The following is a 16,239-nucleotide window of genomic DNA, read 5'->3' as shown; positions in this document are numbered from 1 at the left end:
AATTATTTAAGGGGGAATTTTTATGTATGATATTTCAATGACAATTAGAAAAAATATGCTGGTTTATAAAGGTAAAGACGAAATTAGACCCCGTCTCAAAACTGTCAGGGATTTTTCCGAAGGAGACGCACACGAATCTGAATTACAGATGAATGTCCATACTGGAACTCATGTAGATGCGCCACTGCATATGCTGCAGGATGGAGAAAATGCCAATTTGTTTTTTGCTGAAAATCCATTTTATCAGGCTCAACTGCTGGACTTAACTCAGCTTAATGAAAAAATTACGGCGGCAGATCTAAAAGAATATACTATTGAAGAAAACTCATTTTTAATTTTAAAAACACGCAACTCCGAACCTGGTTTTCTGGAAAAGACTCCTGAAAAATTTATCTATCTGGCAGAAAGTGGTGCTAAATATCTGGCAACAAAAAAAATAAAGGGAGTAGGTATTGACACAAATGGAATAGAACGAGCTCAATCAGAACATCCAACCCATAAAAAACTCCTGGGAGAAAAAATCATGATTTTAGAAGGACTGCGATTAAAAAAAGTTCCTGCCGGAAAATATATTTTATTACTTTCTCTTCTAAAAATTGCAGATAGTGATGGTTTACCAGGTAGGGCTTATTTATTTGAGCCTGGAGAAATTGAAACTATGCTCAAATTATTTAAATAAATTATTTTTTTAAGTTTTGTTATTAAGGAGGTAATTATTAATGAAGAAATATGAAATTGGATTGATTGGGCTTTCAGTCATGGGTCAGAATTTGACTCTAAATATTGCTCGCAATCATTCTATTGCAGTTTATAATCGTACAAAAAGTAAAATTAGAAATTTTATGGAAAATAAAGTACAAAATCAAAATGTTAAAGCTACCTATGAACTTGAAGAATTTGTAAGTTCTCTTAAAAAGCCTCGTAAAATAATGTTGATGATTAAGGCTGGTAAACCTGTAGACTTAGTTATTGACAGTCTACTGCCCTATTTAGAAAAAGATGACATTATTATAGATGGTGGAAATTCTCATTTTGAGGATACAAATAGAAGGTTAAAAAATCTCAATGAAAAAGGAATCCGGTATCTAGGAGTAGGAATCAGCGGTGGTGAATATGGTGCTCTTCACGGTCCTTCCATTATGCCTGGCGGCAATGAAAACGCATATGCAGAGGTTTCTGATATCATGGAAAATGCAGCTGCCAGGACCGAAAAAGGGGCCTGTGTCAGCTACTTAGGTCCCCGGTCAGCCGGACATTATGTGAAAATGATTCATAATGGAATTGAGTATGGTATTATGGAAGTGCTGGCCGAAATATATGACTATATGCGTAAGGTAATGCAGTTAAAACCGGTGGAAATGGGAAATATTTTTGCCAAATGGAATCAGGAATTTGATTCTTATCTGGTAGAAATAACTGCTAAAATCATGCAGAAGGATGATCCTAAAACTGGGCGAAAATTAATTGATTTAATTCTGGATAAAGCAAAACATAAAGGAACTGGTAAATGGAGTGTACAGAGTGCCTTAGATCTTGGCACAGCTATTCCCACTATTAATGCAGGTGTAAATGCCCGTTTAATGTCAGCAATTAAAACTGAAAGAGTTGAAAACTCTGCCCAATTTGCAAGCAGTTCCAGACCTGTAGTTAATAAAGAAGAATTGCTGCCCCTGCTCAAATCTGCTCTTTACTTTGCTTCAGTAATTGCTTATGCAGAGGGATTTAAGCTTTTAAAAACTGCTTCAAATGAATATGAATATAATTTAAATTATAAAGAGATTGCGCGCATCTGGGAGGATGGGTGTATAATCCGCTCCGGGCTTTTGGAACCAATCCAGGCTGCTTTTGCTGAAGATATGCAGTTAAATTCTTTAATTACTGCTCGCCAGTTTAAATCACAGCTTAATGCAGCTGCAGATAAAATAGACAAATTAATTACTACTGCAGCCCAAGCGGGAGTACCATTAACTGCAATTCATTCTGCTCTTGATTATTTTAACAGCCTAAAAGCAAAAGAACTTCCAGCCAATTTAATTCAGGCCCAGCGTGATTTCTTTGGTGCACATACTTATCAGCGTCGTGATCAGGAAGGAACTTTCCATACTGAATGGGAATAATAGTTCCAGTTATTTAAAAGTTTATAATAAATGATTTTACTTTTAATTAAATATCTAAAAAAGGTGCTCCCCCGTAATTAAAAAGGGGAGCACCTTTTTGATTTGATTTTAAAATCTGCCATTACCCGAGTCACTTAAGTCAATCAATCCTTCTGGATAAGGTTTAAAAATTGTTTGTGGCATTAAATAATCGACTTTAAATCTAATAATCCAGGATCTGAGCAAGGCAAGAGGTAATGAAAATGGCACTTTATCATTTCTAAAATCCTGAAGAGTTTCTAAAAAGTATTCCCGCTCCTCTCGACTAATATCTGATGATACATAACCAAAAATATGCTGAAGCATATTAACCCTCTTACCTGAATCAGGCAGCACATTTAAAGTTTTTAACATTTGATCTCTATATTTTTGCATTGTCTCCTCAGTCTTTCCTCTTACATGAGCTGCCACAATTCTTCCCAGTTTATTTAAACCCTCCTGATTATAAGACATTATTAAGTATTTATTATTACTGTGAAAATCAATTAAATCTTTGATATTTTTACCTTCAATAACATGCCGCAAATCTGCCAGCAAAAAGATCTTAATTAAAAAGTTTTCCCGTAATTTAAAATTTTTGAGTCGACCTTCATTTTCAATAACCAGTGAAGAAAATTTTTGAGCTAAATTATCGGCAAAATAACCTGCTCGTTTTTCTCCCAGAGCTGGTACCTTTCCGGCTTTAGAGTAGACTTTGGAATCATTACTCCCACATGATGGTGAGCGATTCTTCGCAATAAAGCCTTCTATTTCTTCCTCCTTCCATTCTGAAGTGAAGCTTTCAATATAATCATCCATTTTTTCCGTATGATCCTCACCTGTCATAGAATCTACAAGTCTGTATTGATCACTCTTTTTTATTAAACGAACCGAATTACGGGGAACCCCCAGTCCTATTTCAACTTCAGGACATATTTTAATATAATTAACATGTTTTTCTAAAGCCCGCACAAATTTGTCCGGTATCAAATCTCCATTATACCGACATTTACAGTATTCCAGACATTTACTTAAAATTAGATTTGGTTTTCTAAACTCTCTCAAAATAAATCACTCCTATTTTTATCTTTATTTTTTAGGAAACCAGGGAAAGAATATATTTGTTTCTTCTGCATATTGCTGATATTCCTCATCATCAGCATATCTCTTTTCTAATAGCGGTACCCCCGAAACAAAACGAAGCAAATAGTTCATTATTAGAGGACTGTAAATAAATTTCCAGCCGCCACTTACAGCCAGGGCAATAATATAATATCCCCACCAGACCAGAGCATCACCAAAATAATTAGGATGTCTGGTATATTTCCAGACTCCTTCTTTCATTATATGTCCATCTTTTTCAGAGTCAGATTTAGCCTTAAAATCTTTAAGCTGTTTATCCCCAGCTGCTTCAAAGGCAAAGCCAATCCCCCAGATAAATAAACCAATAAAATCTATAATTTTTAAGCTCTGATAAGGCGAAGAAATAATTTTAATTATTGGGGTTGAGATAATAAATAATAATAATCCCTGCAGCATAAAAACTCTTAAAAATGACTTTAAATAAAAATTATCCCATTCCTTTCTCCATTTGGCATAACGAAAATCTTCGCCCTTACCAAGATTTCGCTTAAAAATGTGATAACTTAATCTTAATCCCCAGATGCTAACCAGAAAAGTTATAATAAAAGAACGCAGATTATAATTATTAGTTAAGTACAGAGCCATATTTGCTGTATAAACATAACCCAGACCCCAGCCAATATCAACAATTGAATTATCTTTTTTTAATACAGCAATCACAAAGAAAAGTGAAAAATAAAGCAGCACCAAAAGAAATAACTGAAAGTAAATTGAACTTAACATTTTAACAACCCCTTAATTTTTTTCTAGTAATGCAACAGCAGTACTTCCACGTCCAGCATTCATTGCCACAATTGGAGAAATCGCTTCCAAAAAATCAGCTTCTATACCCAGTAATTCTTTAAAACTATCCCGATACCTCTCAGCTCGCTCCAGATCATCTCCATGTACAACTGCAAAGCGTTTAATTCCATTTCCCTGCTGATGATCCTTCAAAATTGATTTGATTTTTTTGAAATTACCTTTTTTACTGAATGCTGTAGCAAAAGCTATTCCATTACCTTTTCGATCAATTGAAATAATGGGTTTTAGATTAAGAAATCCAGCAAGTTTTCCTTTAAGAGGACTGACTCGTCCTCCGCGAACCATGTATTTAAAATCACTCACACTGACATAAATATAGAGTCTTTCTCTGATTGATTTAAGATAGGCAATTGTTGCTTCAAAACTTTTCCCTGATTCTATCTGCTCTACTGCTTCTATTACCAAAAGACCTTCAGCTCCAGAATTTGTTCTGGAATCTATAACTTCAATTTTAAGCTCACTATTTTCCCGGCTGACATTTTCTGCTGCTCTGGCTAAATTATTATAAGTGCCACTCATTTTAGCAGACACTGTAATTGCAATAATTGAATTATAATTTTCTGCCAGATAACTCAGCTGATCTTCAATCTTTTTAACTGCCGGTTGAGCTGAAGATGGATATTCCTCAGCATCATCAATAATCTCAAAAAAGTTCTTGCTATCTATGGTAAGTTTATCTAAATAATTAGTTCCATCAAGCAGAATATTTAGTGGTAAAATATGAATCTGATGTTTATCTATATATTCTTCTGGCAAATCTGCAATTGAGTCTGTCAAGATAGCAATCTCTGACCGCTTATTATACTTCACTCCCTGCTGCAAAAGCATATCATCCGCTTTTTGGTCTAAAATATGAGAAAATTGTTTTAATCTAATAAATAACTCAGGTGGATTATTGGTATGAATATGAACCCTGAGTTTATTTTTATCCCCAGCAATAATTAAAGAATCGCCCAGATCTTCAATTTCTTTTCGCAGTTTGGGTATTTCTATCATTAAATTTTCTAAATACGCTTCTGTGCAGTAGCGAAACTTAATCTCTTCTTCTTGACCGATTTCTTCTTCAATAACTTCAATTTTCGCTGCTGAATCAATTTTAAGTTCTTTTAGGTCTCCTCTTTTTATAAAATCTACAATCCCTTTTAGAAATAATACAAAAGCCTGAGCTCCCGAATCAACAACATTTGCCTTTTTTAAAACTTCAAGCTGGTTTTTGGTATTTTCCAGAGAGCTGGAAGCGATTTTAAGAGATTCTTCCATTATTTCCGCAAAATCACTGCTCTTATTTTTTAATGTCTTTAAAGATTCTGACCAGTCTTTCATTACAGTTAAAATTGTTCCTTCAACTGGATTATTAATTCCCTGGTAGGTATGCTTAACTGCTCTATCTATTGCCAGAGCAAACTTATTTACATTGATACTCTCTGCCCGGTCAACACTGCTTTTGAAACCATTAATAAACTGAGCAAAAATAATACCAGAATTTCCAATTGCTCCTCTCAATGCAGCATCTCCCATAGAGTCTAAAGTTATAGTTAAAGAATTATCCTTTACTGCTTCATTTTTAACAAAACTTAAAGTTCTCGATAAATTACTACCGGTATCTCCATCTGCAACTGGAAATAAATTTATGCGATTTAATTCTTTTTTATTTGCGATAACTTCTTTTGCTCCAGATAAAAAAGCATAATATAATCTTTTTCCATCAAGATAAGTTATTTTCATCCTTATCTCCTCCTGCCTGATCAAATTAATAATCTTTACTGTTAAATTTATTATATCCTTAAATGCTAAAAATTGAAAGTTATTTAAAATAATTTTCTAAAAATTTTTAGAAATCAGCTTGACATTAGATAGATATCTAATTATACTATAGTTAGAAGTTTATTAAAGGAGTTGTTATGATGAGTAATAATTATATTTTGGATCGATCAATTATTTATGAGGTATTTTTAAGTCTTTTTCGATTAAATAACAATAAAACAATCAATTTAGAGGATTTAGAATTGGAAAAAGAAATCAAACTTGATAAAGAAATAGTTAATTGGACTGCAGAAACACTGGAAAAAATTCCAGAAAACAAAAAAGAAACAATTACAAAATACTTTAATGAAGAAAGCTATTTTGGCCTCTGCCTAATTTCAGAAATACCAGTACTTGAGATAGATAAGATGGAAGATTATTTAAGTTATTTAAGAGAAAAAGAAGCTTCAGATTTTCTTTATCGATTTACTCAGTCAGGATATGGTCCGGCTCCTTCAGAGAAAATTGATCTGGCGAAAGTTAAGAGTTTAATCAAAAATGAAAAACAGGCTGCAAAATTTGTTAATGAAAAACTTAATTTTTCTTCTGCTCAAAAATGGAATTTACTGCAGTTCTATTTTGAACCTGAGGCAATGAAAAATGAATTTATTGAACTTTTAGAGTGGTATTATAAAAACATATTCAGCAGTGATCTGGAATGGATAAAAAATAAATTAGAAAAAATTAATGATAATTACCAGGAAAATATCAAACGCTATGGTAAAAAATATCTGGAAAATATATTAAGCAAGTTAATTGATAATCCGCTAAGTGGAGAGCAAAATCATATAGCCTTCTCCTATTTTTATGAAACTAGAATTTTAAACAGTAGTTTAGAGAATGGCGATAGTTTCTATTTGATCGGTTTCCGCTTTCCTGAAATTTTTGCTGCTGATGAAGAAGGTCTCTTAGGAAGCCTGGAAATTTTTAAAGCACTGGCTGATGAAACAAGACTTAATATTATCGCGCTTTTGGCTGAAAAAACAATGTATGGTAATGAGCTTGCAGAAAAATTAAATCTTTCTAATGCTACTATTTCCCATCATGTCAGTAAATTAATAATGAATAATATTATTCAGGCACAGAAAAAAGAAAATAAATTATATTTTAAGTTAAATAAAAATAAATTTAAGACAGCTGTTTTAAAAGCCGTTAATAATCTAATTTAATTTTTTAAAATAATATTAGATGTTTATCTAAATATTATATATTAGATTTTTATCAAATTAAACTAGGGGGAGTTAAAATGAATCGTATACCAAAATCAGTAAAATTTAATTATCCTGCTTCTGTTTTACTAAATCTCTGTATTTATCTTTTTATCAGCTCTGTAATTTATTATCTCTGTAGTTTAAACATTAAGCTGCCTAAAATTGTCTTACTCTGCAGCAGTTTTATTTTAGTCTTTTACCTGAGTTCCAGAAAAATGGACATACTTCTTCCCAAAATGAAGTTAAAAAATATAGTTATTCTTTCAAAATTTTTTTTAGGGATTATCACTTTAACCACAGCAATTTTAATCTATAATAACTTTAGTTTGACTTCTAGCTATCTTTATCTATTAATCTTAACTACCGCTATCTTATATGCAATTTTAAATAGAGCTTATAATCTTCACTACAAAAAAATCAACTCCAAAAAAGAAAGTACCAGAAACAGTGAATTAATATCTCAGTTTAATCTGGAAAAACTATTAATAATAATTCTGGCCGCGGCCACTGCTGTCTTTGTAAAACTAAATCTGATTCCTCTGATTTTGCTGGGAACAGCAGTCTACTATTTTATCTCAGCATATATCAATACATTTCAAAAAATTTAGCTAGATACATAAACATCCCGGTAGACTGCAGAACAGTACCGGGATGTCATTATACCTTTAAGTATTTTTAACTGCAGCCAGTTCTTCACTGATTCTTGATAAATTCTTACCATAACGCAGATCATTTCTTAAATCAGTTAGAACTTTATCCAGAACCTTTAATTCCTGCATTAATTCTTTTTCTTCTGCAGTAGTATCAATTATATCCTTAATTCCTCCATTATTTATAATAATTCTTTTATCTCCCATCAGAGCTAAGATTGGATCATGGGTAGCCATCAGAACTATTTTTTCTTCACCAACTAGCAGCTCAAGTGCTTTTTCACGATCAATACCAGCATTTTCGATCTCATCAATTAAAATAATCGGAGATGAACTTAATATTGCAGTGTCAGCAATCATTAAAGCTCTTGACTGACCACCACTCAAGCTCGTGATCTGAGCCTCTCTGCCAAACTGCTCACCTGCAAGTCGATTGGCTTCATTAAAAATTCTTTCTACAACCTCTGCCTGATTATCAATTAAACGGCTCTCAGCGTGTAGATTTAAAAATTCAATTACCGAAAGATCCATCACAAAGTTCATATTCTGTGAAAGCTGAGCCACCAGTTTTTTACCGCCGGTAAAGCGCCATTTTTTATCCGGTACCTCATCATTTATTAAAATTTGCCTTTCTGTTGGTGTATCTCCCTGGGCGGTCCATTCTATATCCGCCAGCAGACGACTTTTCCCTGAGCCAGTTGGCCCAACTATCGAGATAATTTCTCCACTGTGTATATCCAGCTTATCATAATTTTCTTTTTTTCCATCCTTATTATTACCGGCAAGAATAGAGAGCTTTGCTACTACAGAGTCATTCTCCCCTAAAAACTCCTGCATATTTTTTATATGTGAACTCAAACTGTCTGCAAATTGATCTAAATCAAATACCACATCTTCTCTTTCCTCAACTGTTAATCCGGCATAAATTTCTTTAAGAGTTTTTTCCTGATCATCCACTGCCAGCTTTTGATCCTCAAAAAAACTTTCGGTATAGGGATATTGCTCAATAATTTCATTTACTGTCGAACTTTTCAATTTATCTTTAATGATCATTATTCATCACCCAGTTCTATTTTTCTAACATTTCCTAACTGATGTTCTTCACCAATTCTTGTTTCACCAAGACAGTAAGAACACATAGCAGAAGGCATAGAAAATCTTAATTTTTTACCTGTTACTGTATCTATATGATCATTTTCATCAAACAGTAAAGTCGAAAACTCATAAGCGCCCTGTCCTGTCAGACCATTAACATTCATCACCATAGCATCAGGATTTACTGTACTGACTCTGGAAGCAAAAACTTCTCTTTCTGCCTGAGAAACAATATCTCCCTTGGTAATTACCACAATATCAGCTGTCTTTAACATTGGTCCAATTTTTTTAGGAGTATTAATCCCACTCAAATTGTCAATTACACAAATCGCCTTAATATCTTTAATATAAGGAGAGCAGCGATTACAGAGGCCTGCACTTTCTGTAATCAAAAGATCAAGTTCTTTTTCTCTACCCCACTGAACAACTTCTTCAATATTACTAACAAAATAATGATCCGGACAGAGAGAACCTGATAAACCTTTTTTAACCGGTACTCCCGCTTTACGATAGAGTTCATCATCATCTGTATATAAACAGTCAAACTTGACAACCCCAACATTAAGTCCCCGCTGCTGAATTGCTTCTATAGTCTTTAAAATAACAGCAGTTTTACCAGAGGAAGGTGGGCCGGAGAAGGTGACTAAATTCATACTGCAGCCACCTCCACAGCTTTGTTAAATTCTGCTTCTAAATCTTTTAAGAGTTCACCTGGATTTTCCCCTCTTAAGAAATCCCAACCGGGCCACATAAATTGAGCATTTTCGGGCAGTCCGTTATCTACTTCTGGCAGTACACTGGGGAATAATCCCTGTTCAGCCAAAACCTTACCCATTTTTTCTGAAGCCATTAAATCAATTAAAGGTTTCATCTTTTCATTTTTTTCCGCTTTAGTCAGCATAAAGATTGGAGAAACAATTGCTCCATCTTCAGGCCAGACAAATTCCATATGGGGGAAACGCTTTGCCATTCTGGTGAAGAAATATGGCATAATTGTAATCGCTGGCTGATCATCGGCTTTACGACCTCCATCTTTAACCATCTGAGATGGATGAAGAGCTTTTTTCATTGAACGTCCCAGCTTCTGAACCCCTTCTCTACCATATGCTTTATAAATATTTAATAAGATTGCATTAAAAAGATCAAAATCACTAACTGGCAGACTGACACTGTTGGCAAATTCTTCACTTAAAATATCTTCCCAGCTTCCAGGAATTTCTCTACCATCTAATTCTTCTTTATTTACCAAAAATACTGCCGGTACAATACTTAAAACAGAATAATCACCTTCGGGATCCAGCAGATCAACACCGGCTTCCGTAAAATCTTTGTTCAATTCTGTAATTCCTGTTGCATCCTTAAAAACATCCTGGCGGCGGAAGCGATCCATCAAATTTTTATCAAAGAAAAGATCAAAACCGGCAGAAATAAAGATATCGGAGAGTTCAGCAGCTGAACTGATTTCCTCAAAACCATTCTGAAGCCATTCCAGCCCCTGAGAAGCAGACTTAAGATCGAGCTCAACCTCATAATCCAGTTCGGCAGCTGTTTTTTCCAATTCTTCTGTCATTGGAATTTTTACCGGACAGGGTAAAGAACCAGCAACTTTAATTTTCTCTCCCTCAGTTTTTGTAACAGATTTTTTTGCTATTTCATTTTCCATCAGTTCGATAAGCTTTTCCAGATCCAAATTTTTAAGCCTGGCAGCCTGTTTTAAAGTAATTTGTTTACCAAAACTTTTTCTTTTTTCCTCTTTATCTAATTGATTAAAACCTTTATTAACCAGTACAGAAATAACTTCCGGATATGCTTCAGTTATTTCAAATAAATTTTTATTAACATCAATTTTTCTTTCCATTTTTATAAACACTCCTTTATTGATAATTATACCGATTATCTAAAAATAACTTGCGAATAACCTGTACTTATATTATTTACTATTTAAAGTTTAGCATTTTACTCAAGTTTGTTCTGTGACCTATCTCACTCAGCTTATTTTTTTTTATCAAAAATTTGTCTTCTCTTAAAATGATATGGAAACAATATTTTAATTATACCAGTACCGGCTAAAATTTTCTGAGTTATAAATCACATAAAGTTAAAATATTTTTCAAAGTTGAGCAGTTTACTTGATTTTTAAAAAAATATTGCTTATTATAGAATATATAGAATAAATTTGAGGTGGGAAAATAAATGAGTGTAGTAAAAGAAATACCTTTTTTTAGTCTGCTTACAGAAGAAGAATTAAATTTAATTGACGAGATTGCCAGTGAAACAGAATTTAAAAAAGGAGAATATATTTTTTTTGAAGGTGAAGCTGGAGATAAATTCTTTATTATTAAAAATGGACAGGTTAAACTAACTAAAATGATAAAAAATGGTGATGAACAGATCCTGAATATTTTTAGTGACCATGATATAATTGCAGAAATAGTTGCCTTTGATAAAGGTAATTATCCTGCTTCAGCTATAACAATGACTGATACTGAAGTAATTGTATTTGATCAATCAGAATTAGAAAGTCTTATTTTAAACCATCCCTCTATTGGAGTTAAACTGCTTAGAGAAATGAGTGGACGCCTGCGTCGAGCTCAACAAAATGTTAGGGACCTGGCCTTAAAAGATAGTTCTGCTAGAGTTGCAGGACTTCTTATCTTTCTGGCTGAAAAGTATGGTAAAAAAAATAAAGATAGAGTTATTTTAGATATTTCTTTAACTCAACAGGAACTGGCCAGCATGATTGGCAGCAGTCGGGAAACTGTCTCCCGCGTCCTGGGGCAGTTTGAAAGTGAAGATCTAATTAAAACCTCTCGCAAAAAAATTATTATTTATAAACTTGATCAAATTAAATTATATACCTAAATAAAAACTTAATAATAACCATTATTGTTAACTATTTTACTTGACATAAACAAATAATACTATATAATGTTGTTAATAACCTTTTATAAGACTATAAGAATATAAGAAGAAGGAGGGTTAATACAATGAGAGATTTACTAATAGTATTAACTATGATGGGAATAGTTTTAGCCCCTCAGTTAATAGAATTATATTTAACAGCGAAAAATAATTAATTAAAAAACGATATTTACAGTTAAAAAATAAGAAAATCCTGAGCCATTAATACTGGCTCAGGATTTTTTAATTAAAAATATATTCCTGTCAGTTTCATATAGACATGTTTCTTTCAATTAGTTAATTTACTTAAAAATAAGCAATTTTAGTTATTTCTCTGATAAGCAGCTTTGGACTCTTCAATTACCTGCAGAGCCTCTTCAATTCCCGCCCAGCCAATAATTTTTACTTCCTTCTCTTCTAAATTTTTATATACAGAAAAGAAGTGTTCGTATTCCTTGAGCAGATGTTCCTCAAGATCATAAAGAGTATTTGTATTTTTAAATCTTGGATCATGTTCAGGAACCGTAAATATTTTTTCATCCCGACCTTTTTCATCTTCCATAATAAACATCCCAATTACTCTTGCAGTAATTATACAACCAGGGAAAGTTGGAAAAGTAGTTAAAACCATTGCATCAAGTGGATCTCCATCATCAGCCAGAGTTTCTTCTAAATATCCATAATCCGCTGGATAATATACAGGTGAATACATTACCCGATCTAATCTGAATTTGCCTTTCTCTTTATCATACTCATACTTATTATTACTTCCTTTTGGAATCTCAACAAAAACATCAATTAAATTACCACTCATTTTATTTCCTCCATTTAAATTAACTTTTTAATCAATAAGTTCAGATAAACTTTCTGCCATTTTTGTAATCTGATCAGCTGCATTATGTAATTTCTCAGTCATAATTTTTTCATTTTCAGTAAACTGATCAACTTTCTGATTCATTTTATCTATATTTATCTTAGTATTTTCGGTTGACTCATTTAACTTTTCAATAAATCCGGTTATTTCTTTAACTGAAGCTCCTGTTTCATCTGCCAATTTTCTAATTTCATCAGCTACCACATTAAAACCATTAGCTTTAACATCAGCTCGGGCTGCTTCAATTGCAGCATTCAGGCCCAACATTTTTGTCTGATCAGAAACAGTTTTGATAAATTTAACTATTTCATTTGTCTTTTCAAGATTAGCTTTGCTATTTTCTGATGCCTGCTGCAGTTTAGAGGCAGTCTGATCTAATTCTTCAATATTTTCACTATTACTATCACTAATTTCTTCAATAGTTCCACCAATATCCACAGCCAGATTACAGAGTTTATCAGCTTCAACTTCCATTCTTTTTAACATTTCTTCTCTGGAATTTACGATTTTAAAAAGAATTAAAGAAGTTTCAGAATCAATTATTTTAGTTTTTTCATCTGCAGCTTCTTTAACTTTCTCCGAAATTATGTCATTTCCTGTCACTTCCAAAATAACTTTCTCTTTATTTAGCTGCAGCAGATCATTAAAATCATCATATACTGGTACCCCATTTTCTCTTGCTCTTTTTATTCCTGGGGCATTACTATTATTATCACAAATACCTATTACATCTACATCATCTATATCCAAAAATGTTTCTAATATAGAAGCACCACCAGCTCCTGCTCCAATAATCCCAATCTTAAGCATAAAAAAATTCCCCCGTTTTTAAATATGATTACTTCACTTATATTATTTCTAGATCAATATAAGTAATCCTGCTTTTCAATCCGTAAATATTGACTGCAAATTATATTTTTAATTATAATTTAAAATATTTATATTTTATAATAGTTATCAATATTATTTTTCTTTTTGCCTTAGTATGATATAATTAGTCAAAGATTTACTTTTTTAAACAATTTTCGCACAATTAATCAAAACAGGGAGGCTCTTATATGTTTTTTAAAAATTTAAATATTGCTAAAAAAATATTTTTAGTAATTGGATTTAGTTTTTTGATCTTAGTACTAATAATGGGATATTTTTTCAATCAGCAGTTTAATAGTCTGCAAAAAGAAAATACAAATACCGTTAGCAGTTATCTTTTGGATTTAGAAAAAGAAAGAATTAAAAATGCTACAGAAACGGCTTCACAATTTTTGGGTGAGTTAAATAATTCAAATAATGATTTAAGTAAGCAGGATTTACAGGAACTAATTAGAAATTATAATAAAAATATTGGATTTGGAGAAGTAGGATATTTCTTTATTTATGATTATGATGGTAATACAATCTCTCTTCCTCCATCGCCAGAAGTTGTAGGTAATAACAGATGGGATCTGCAGGATGCTAATGGCAAGTATATCTTGCGTTCTCTGGCTGAAACAGCTGAAAGTGGAGGCGGTTTTGTTGATTATATTTATGCAAATCCAAATACGGGAGAAGATGAAAATAAGATAAGTTATGTTGCACCAATAAATAATACTGATTTTTTTATTGGGGCCGGTACTTATGAAGGTATAATTAATAATCAGGTCAATGGGGTCAGGAATGAGTTAGAAAATATTATTGGAAATATTTCTAATACTCTAATTGTCTTTTTAATTATAGCTGCTGTTATTTTTACACTTATAATTTTATTTATTTCTCGTTATATTTCTAAAAATATAAATAAAATATTAATTGGAATGAACAAAATGGCTGCAGGAGATTTAACCTACAGGCTAGATATAGAGAGCACGGATGAACTTGGTAAATTAGCCAGCGCTTATAATAAAACTGCTGCTGCTCAAAAAGATTTGGTGGGAGAAATTCAGATGGAAGTCAGTGAGCTAAGTGCTCAAAGTGAAGAACTTGCCGCTTCCGGGCAGGAAGTAGAAAGAGCTGCCGAACAGGTGGGAGGAGCAATAGAAAATGTTGCCTCAGGAGCCGAAGAGCAGTCAGCCCAAATTTCTGAGACCAGTAAAAGTGTCAATCAACTAATCTCCAAAATAGAAACTACCAGGGAAAAATCAAAAGCAATGGATAATTCGTCTAATCAAGTTATTAAAAATGTTAAAAATGGTACTGATTCAATGCAGAGTTCAATTAAACAGGTCAATAAAGTAAAAGATAATTCTGCAGAAATCGGTTCTACAATTAATAATCTCGGTGATTTATCAGAAGAAATCGGAAATATCGTTCAATTAATTAATAATATATCACAACAGACAAATTTACTTGCTTTAAATGCAGCTATTGAAGCTGCTCGAGCTGGGGAAGCTGGGCGAGGTTTTTCGGTAGTAGCAGATGAAATTAGACAGCTTGCTGAAGAATCTGCCGAAGCTACAGACAATATTTCTAAGTTGATAGATAAAATTCAGGCCGGGGTAAATAATGCTGTTCAGAAAATGGATGGAACTGAAGATGCAGTTAATAATAGTGTAGAAGTAATAGAAGATACTGGAGCAATATTTAATAATATCGAAAAAGCAGTCACTCAATTAAGCAGTTTAATTACTGAAATTGATATCGAAACTGGAGAAATGGCAGCAGTGAGTTCAGATGTTAATAATATGATTAATAATGTTGCCGCAGTCAGTGACGAAGCTGCCAGCAATGCAGAAGAAGTTGCCGCCTCCAGTGAGGAACAAATTGCCTCCACTGAAGAAATAGTATCTGCTGCCCACCGATTATCAGAGATGTCAGATAATCTTAAGAATATGATTTCTAACTTTAAAGTAGAATAAAATTATAAATTTCTTGATTTATTAGTTTAAATTAATCACCCCCTGCTAACTATTTAATTAAGGCAGGGGGTTTTATTATTAGCTTATACTTTTTTATAACTTTAGAAGTTTTAATTTTCTAGACGGGCAAATAAAATATTATTTTCCAGATGAATATGTTAAAATAAATCTGATTCTAAATCTTTAAGCAGACTGTAAGTTAGCTTAAATGAATTACAGGCATCTTTGGGCAGCTGATAATCAGCTGTAACTTCTCTCAATTCCTTGATTATCTCACCAGCTGTATCATGTTCGGATTCTAATTCCAGGATGGCATTCAGAGTTTCTTTATTCTTTATATCATTTTCCTGCTCAGAGTATTCTTTAATTAGGGGAAATATTTCTTCCTCTTCTTTAATTAAATGTTCTTCTAATTCCATTTTTAAAGTACTAAATAAGCGGTGAACCTTCTTTAAAACTTCACCATGATTTTCACGATGAGCTCGCAGAATTTTTTTAGTCAGCTCAGAAAGACGGGGTAAGTTCTGCTGCACCCGGAAATTCAGTTACAATATTACCCACTGTATCATTTAATTTAAACATTTTAACACCTCTTTTTTTATTTAAAGTAGTTTCCCCATTTTTTAAAATAGCAAAAACTCAAAGTTATCAACAGTAAAAAATGTGGATAATTAGCTCTTAGAAGTCCTTAAAATAAATTATCCACAGATTACGCAAAAAAGGTGAAACAAGCTCCTTCTTTTGGTATAATTAGTTTGCAGACAAAAAACACCAAAAGGAGTTGTTTCACCG

15 protein-coding genes are annotated in these 16,239 nt (G+C 32.6%); 6 read left to right on the top strand and 9 right to left on the bottom strand.

From position 1 onward, the window contains the following. The first annotated feature begins 22 nt into the window (after nucleotides 1–22). Both DFR80_RS11475 and gndA read left to right on the top strand, forming a co-directional pair. On the top strand, nucleotides 23–679 hold the full coding sequence (locus DFR80_RS11475; RefSeq protein ID WP_114490043.1) for a cyclase family protein: 657 nt from the start codon (nucleotides 23–25) through the stop codon (nucleotides 677–679). A 40-nt stretch (nucleotides 680–719) separates the two neighbouring features. Beyond that, nucleotides 720–2,117, top strand: coding sequence for an NADP-dependent phosphogluconate dehydrogenase (gndA, locus tag DFR80_RS11470; RefSeq protein ID WP_114490042.1), 1,398 nt, complete (start codon nucleotides 720–722; stop codon nucleotides 2,115–2,117). Between the two features lie 108 nt (nucleotides 2,118–2,225). Here the strand turns inward: gndA and DFR80_RS11465 are convergent, their stop codons facing one another. From DFR80_RS11465 to DFR80_RS11455, 3 genes are read right to left on the bottom strand one after another with little or no spacing between them, the layout of a single operon-like run. Beyond that, nucleotides 2,226–3,200 (bottom strand): DUF523 and DUF1722 domain-containing protein, encoded by a 975-nt coding sequence (locus DFR80_RS11465; RefSeq protein ID WP_114490041.1) that lies wholly within the window; start codon nucleotides 3,198–3,200, stop codon nucleotides 2,226–2,228. 24 nt (nucleotides 3,201–3,224) lie between these two features. Further along, entirely contained in the window at nucleotides 3,225–4,001 is a 777-nt protein-coding gene (locus tag DFR80_RS11460) for a DUF1295 domain-containing protein (RefSeq protein ID WP_114490040.1), read from the bottom strand. A gap of 12 nt (nucleotides 4,002–4,013) precedes the next feature. Next, a complete protein-coding gene (locus DFR80_RS11455; protein ID WP_114490039.1) occupies nucleotides 4,014–5,807 on the bottom strand; it encodes a DAK2 domain-containing protein in 1,794 nt (597 codons plus the stop codon). A gap of 179 nt (nucleotides 5,808–5,986) precedes the next feature. Between DFR80_RS11455 and DFR80_RS11450 the strand changes: the two genes are divergently transcribed. Further along, entirely contained in the window at nucleotides 5,987–7,054 is a 1,068-nt protein-coding gene (locus DFR80_RS11450; protein WP_158537712.1) for a metalloregulator ArsR/SmtB family transcription factor, read from the top strand. Nucleotides 7,055–7,131: 77 nt separating this feature from the next. Further along, nucleotides 7,132–7,704, top strand: coding sequence for a hypothetical protein (locus DFR80_RS11445; protein WP_114490037.1), 573 nt, complete (start codon nucleotides 7,132–7,134; stop codon nucleotides 7,702–7,704). A gap of 57 nt (nucleotides 7,705–7,761) precedes the next feature. Here DFR80_RS11445 and DFR80_RS11440 read toward each other — a convergent pair whose 3' ends face one another. Genes DFR80_RS11440 through DFR80_RS11430 form a run of 3 tightly spaced genes read right to left on the bottom strand, consistent with a single transcriptional unit; the run spans nucleotide 7,762 to nucleotide 10,699 of the window. Continuing rightward, nucleotides 7,762–8,799, bottom strand: a complete 1,038-nt coding sequence (locus tag DFR80_RS11440) for an ATP-binding cassette domain-containing protein (protein WP_114490036.1) — start codon at nucleotides 8,797–8,799, stop codon at nucleotides 7,762–7,764. Continuing rightward, entirely contained in the window at nucleotides 8,799–9,494 is a 696-nt protein-coding gene (locus tag DFR80_RS11435) for a GTP-binding protein (RefSeq protein ID WP_076544476.1), read from the bottom strand. Before DFR80_RS11435 ends, DFR80_RS11440 begins: the two co-directional genes overlap by 1 nt. Next, nucleotides 9,491–10,699, bottom strand: coding sequence for an ABC transporter substrate-binding protein (locus DFR80_RS11430; protein WP_114490035.1), 1,209 nt, complete (start codon nucleotides 10,697–10,699; stop codon nucleotides 9,491–9,493). Before DFR80_RS11430 ends, DFR80_RS11435 begins: the two co-directional genes overlap by 4 nt. A 335-nt stretch (nucleotides 10,700–11,034) precedes the next feature. Between DFR80_RS11430 and DFR80_RS11425 the strand changes: the two genes are divergently transcribed. Further along, nucleotides 11,035–11,703: a Crp/Fnr family transcriptional regulator gene (locus tag DFR80_RS11425; protein WP_076544329.1), complete on the top strand. Its 669-nt coding sequence runs from the start codon at nucleotides 11,035–11,037 to the stop codon at nucleotides 11,701–11,703. Nucleotides 11,704–12,064: 361 nt separating this feature from the next. On the opposite strand, the gene DFR80_RS11420 is transcribed toward DFR80_RS11425, so the two are convergent. Continuing rightward, nucleotides 12,065–12,556 (bottom strand): inorganic diphosphatase, encoded by a 492-nt coding sequence (locus tag DFR80_RS11420; RefSeq protein ID WP_076544328.1) that lies wholly within the window; start codon nucleotides 12,554–12,556, stop codon nucleotides 12,065–12,067. A gap of 27 nt (nucleotides 12,557–12,583) precedes the next feature. After that, on the bottom strand, nucleotides 12,584–13,426 hold the full coding sequence (locus DFR80_RS11415) for a methyl-accepting chemotaxis protein (protein ID WP_076544327.1): 843 nt from the start codon (nucleotides 13,424–13,426) through the stop codon (nucleotides 12,584–12,586). Nucleotides 13,427–13,674: 248 nt separating this feature from the next. On the opposite strand from DFR80_RS11415, the gene DFR80_RS11410 reads away from it, so the two are divergent. Further along, nucleotides 13,675–15,447, top strand: a complete 1,773-nt coding sequence (locus tag DFR80_RS11410) for a methyl-accepting chemotaxis protein (RefSeq protein ID WP_114490034.1) — start codon at nucleotides 13,675–13,677, stop codon at nucleotides 15,445–15,447. Between the two features lie 158 nt (nucleotides 15,448–15,605). On the opposite strand, the gene DFR80_RS11405 is transcribed toward DFR80_RS11410, so the two are convergent. After that, complete coding sequence (locus tag DFR80_RS11405; RefSeq protein WP_199505815.1) at nucleotides 15,606–15,980, bottom strand: hemerythrin domain-containing protein; 375 nt, start codon at nucleotides 15,978–15,980, stop codon at nucleotides 15,606–15,608. Nucleotides 15,981–16,239 lie beyond the last annotated feature (259 nt).

The organism is Halanaerobium sp. ST460_2HS_T2 (assembly GCF_003337665.1).
In the GTDB taxonomy this organism is placed as follows: domain Bacteria; phylum Bacillota; class Halanaerobiia; order Halanaerobiales; family Halanaerobiaceae; genus Halanaerobium; species Halanaerobium kushneri.
This window is presented reverse-complemented; position numbering and strand designations above follow the sequence as displayed.

Excerpts from the sequence above, each read along its gene's own strand:
- DFR80_RS11440 (WP_114490036.1), bottom strand. The coding sequence starts at position 8,799 with ATGATCATTAAAGATAAATTGAAAAGTTCGACAGTAAATGAAATTATT.
- gndA (WP_114490042.1), top strand. The coding sequence starts at position 720 with ATGAAGAAATATGAAATTGGATTGATTGGGCTTTCAGTCATGGGTCAG.
- DFR80_RS11460 (WP_114490040.1), bottom strand. The coding sequence starts at position 4,001 with ATGTTAAGTTCAATTTACTTTCAGTTATTTCTTTTGGTGCTGCTTTAT.
- DFR80_RS11420 (WP_076544328.1), bottom strand. The coding sequence starts at position 12,556 with ATGAGTGGTAATTTAATTGATGTTTTTGTTGAGATTCCAAAAGGAAGT.
- DFR80_RS11445 (WP_114490037.1), top strand. The coding sequence starts at position 7,132 with ATGAATCGTATACCAAAATCAGTAAAATTTAATTATCCTGCTTCTGTT.
- DFR80_RS11450 (WP_158537712.1), top strand. The coding sequence starts at position 5,987 with ATGAGTAATAATTATATTTTGGATCGATCAATTATTTATGAGGTATTT.
- DFR80_RS11425 (WP_076544329.1), top strand. The coding sequence starts at position 11,035 with ATGAGTGTAGTAAAAGAAATACCTTTTTTTAGTCTGCTTACAGAAGAA.
- DFR80_RS11475 (WP_114490043.1), top strand. The coding sequence starts at position 23 with ATGTATGATATTTCAATGACAATTAGAAAAAATATGCTGGTTTATAAA.
- DFR80_RS11410 (WP_114490034.1), top strand. The coding sequence starts at position 13,675 with ATGTTTTTTAAAAATTTAAATATTGCTAAAAAAATATTTTTAGTAATT.
- DFR80_RS11415 (WP_076544327.1), bottom strand. The coding sequence starts at position 13,426 with ATGCTTAAGATTGGGATTATTGGAGCAGGAGCTGGTGGTGCTTCTATA.
- DFR80_RS11435 (WP_076544476.1), bottom strand. The coding sequence starts at position 9,494 with ATGAATTTAGTCACCTTCTCCGGCCCACCTTCCTCTGGTAAAACTGCT.
- DFR80_RS11455 (WP_114490039.1), bottom strand. The coding sequence starts at position 5,807 with ATGAAAATAACTTATCTTGATGGAAAAAGATTATATTATGCTTTTTTA.
- DFR80_RS11430 (WP_114490035.1), bottom strand. The coding sequence starts at position 10,699 with ATGGAAAGAAAAATTGATGTTAATAAAAATTTATTTGAAATAACTGAA.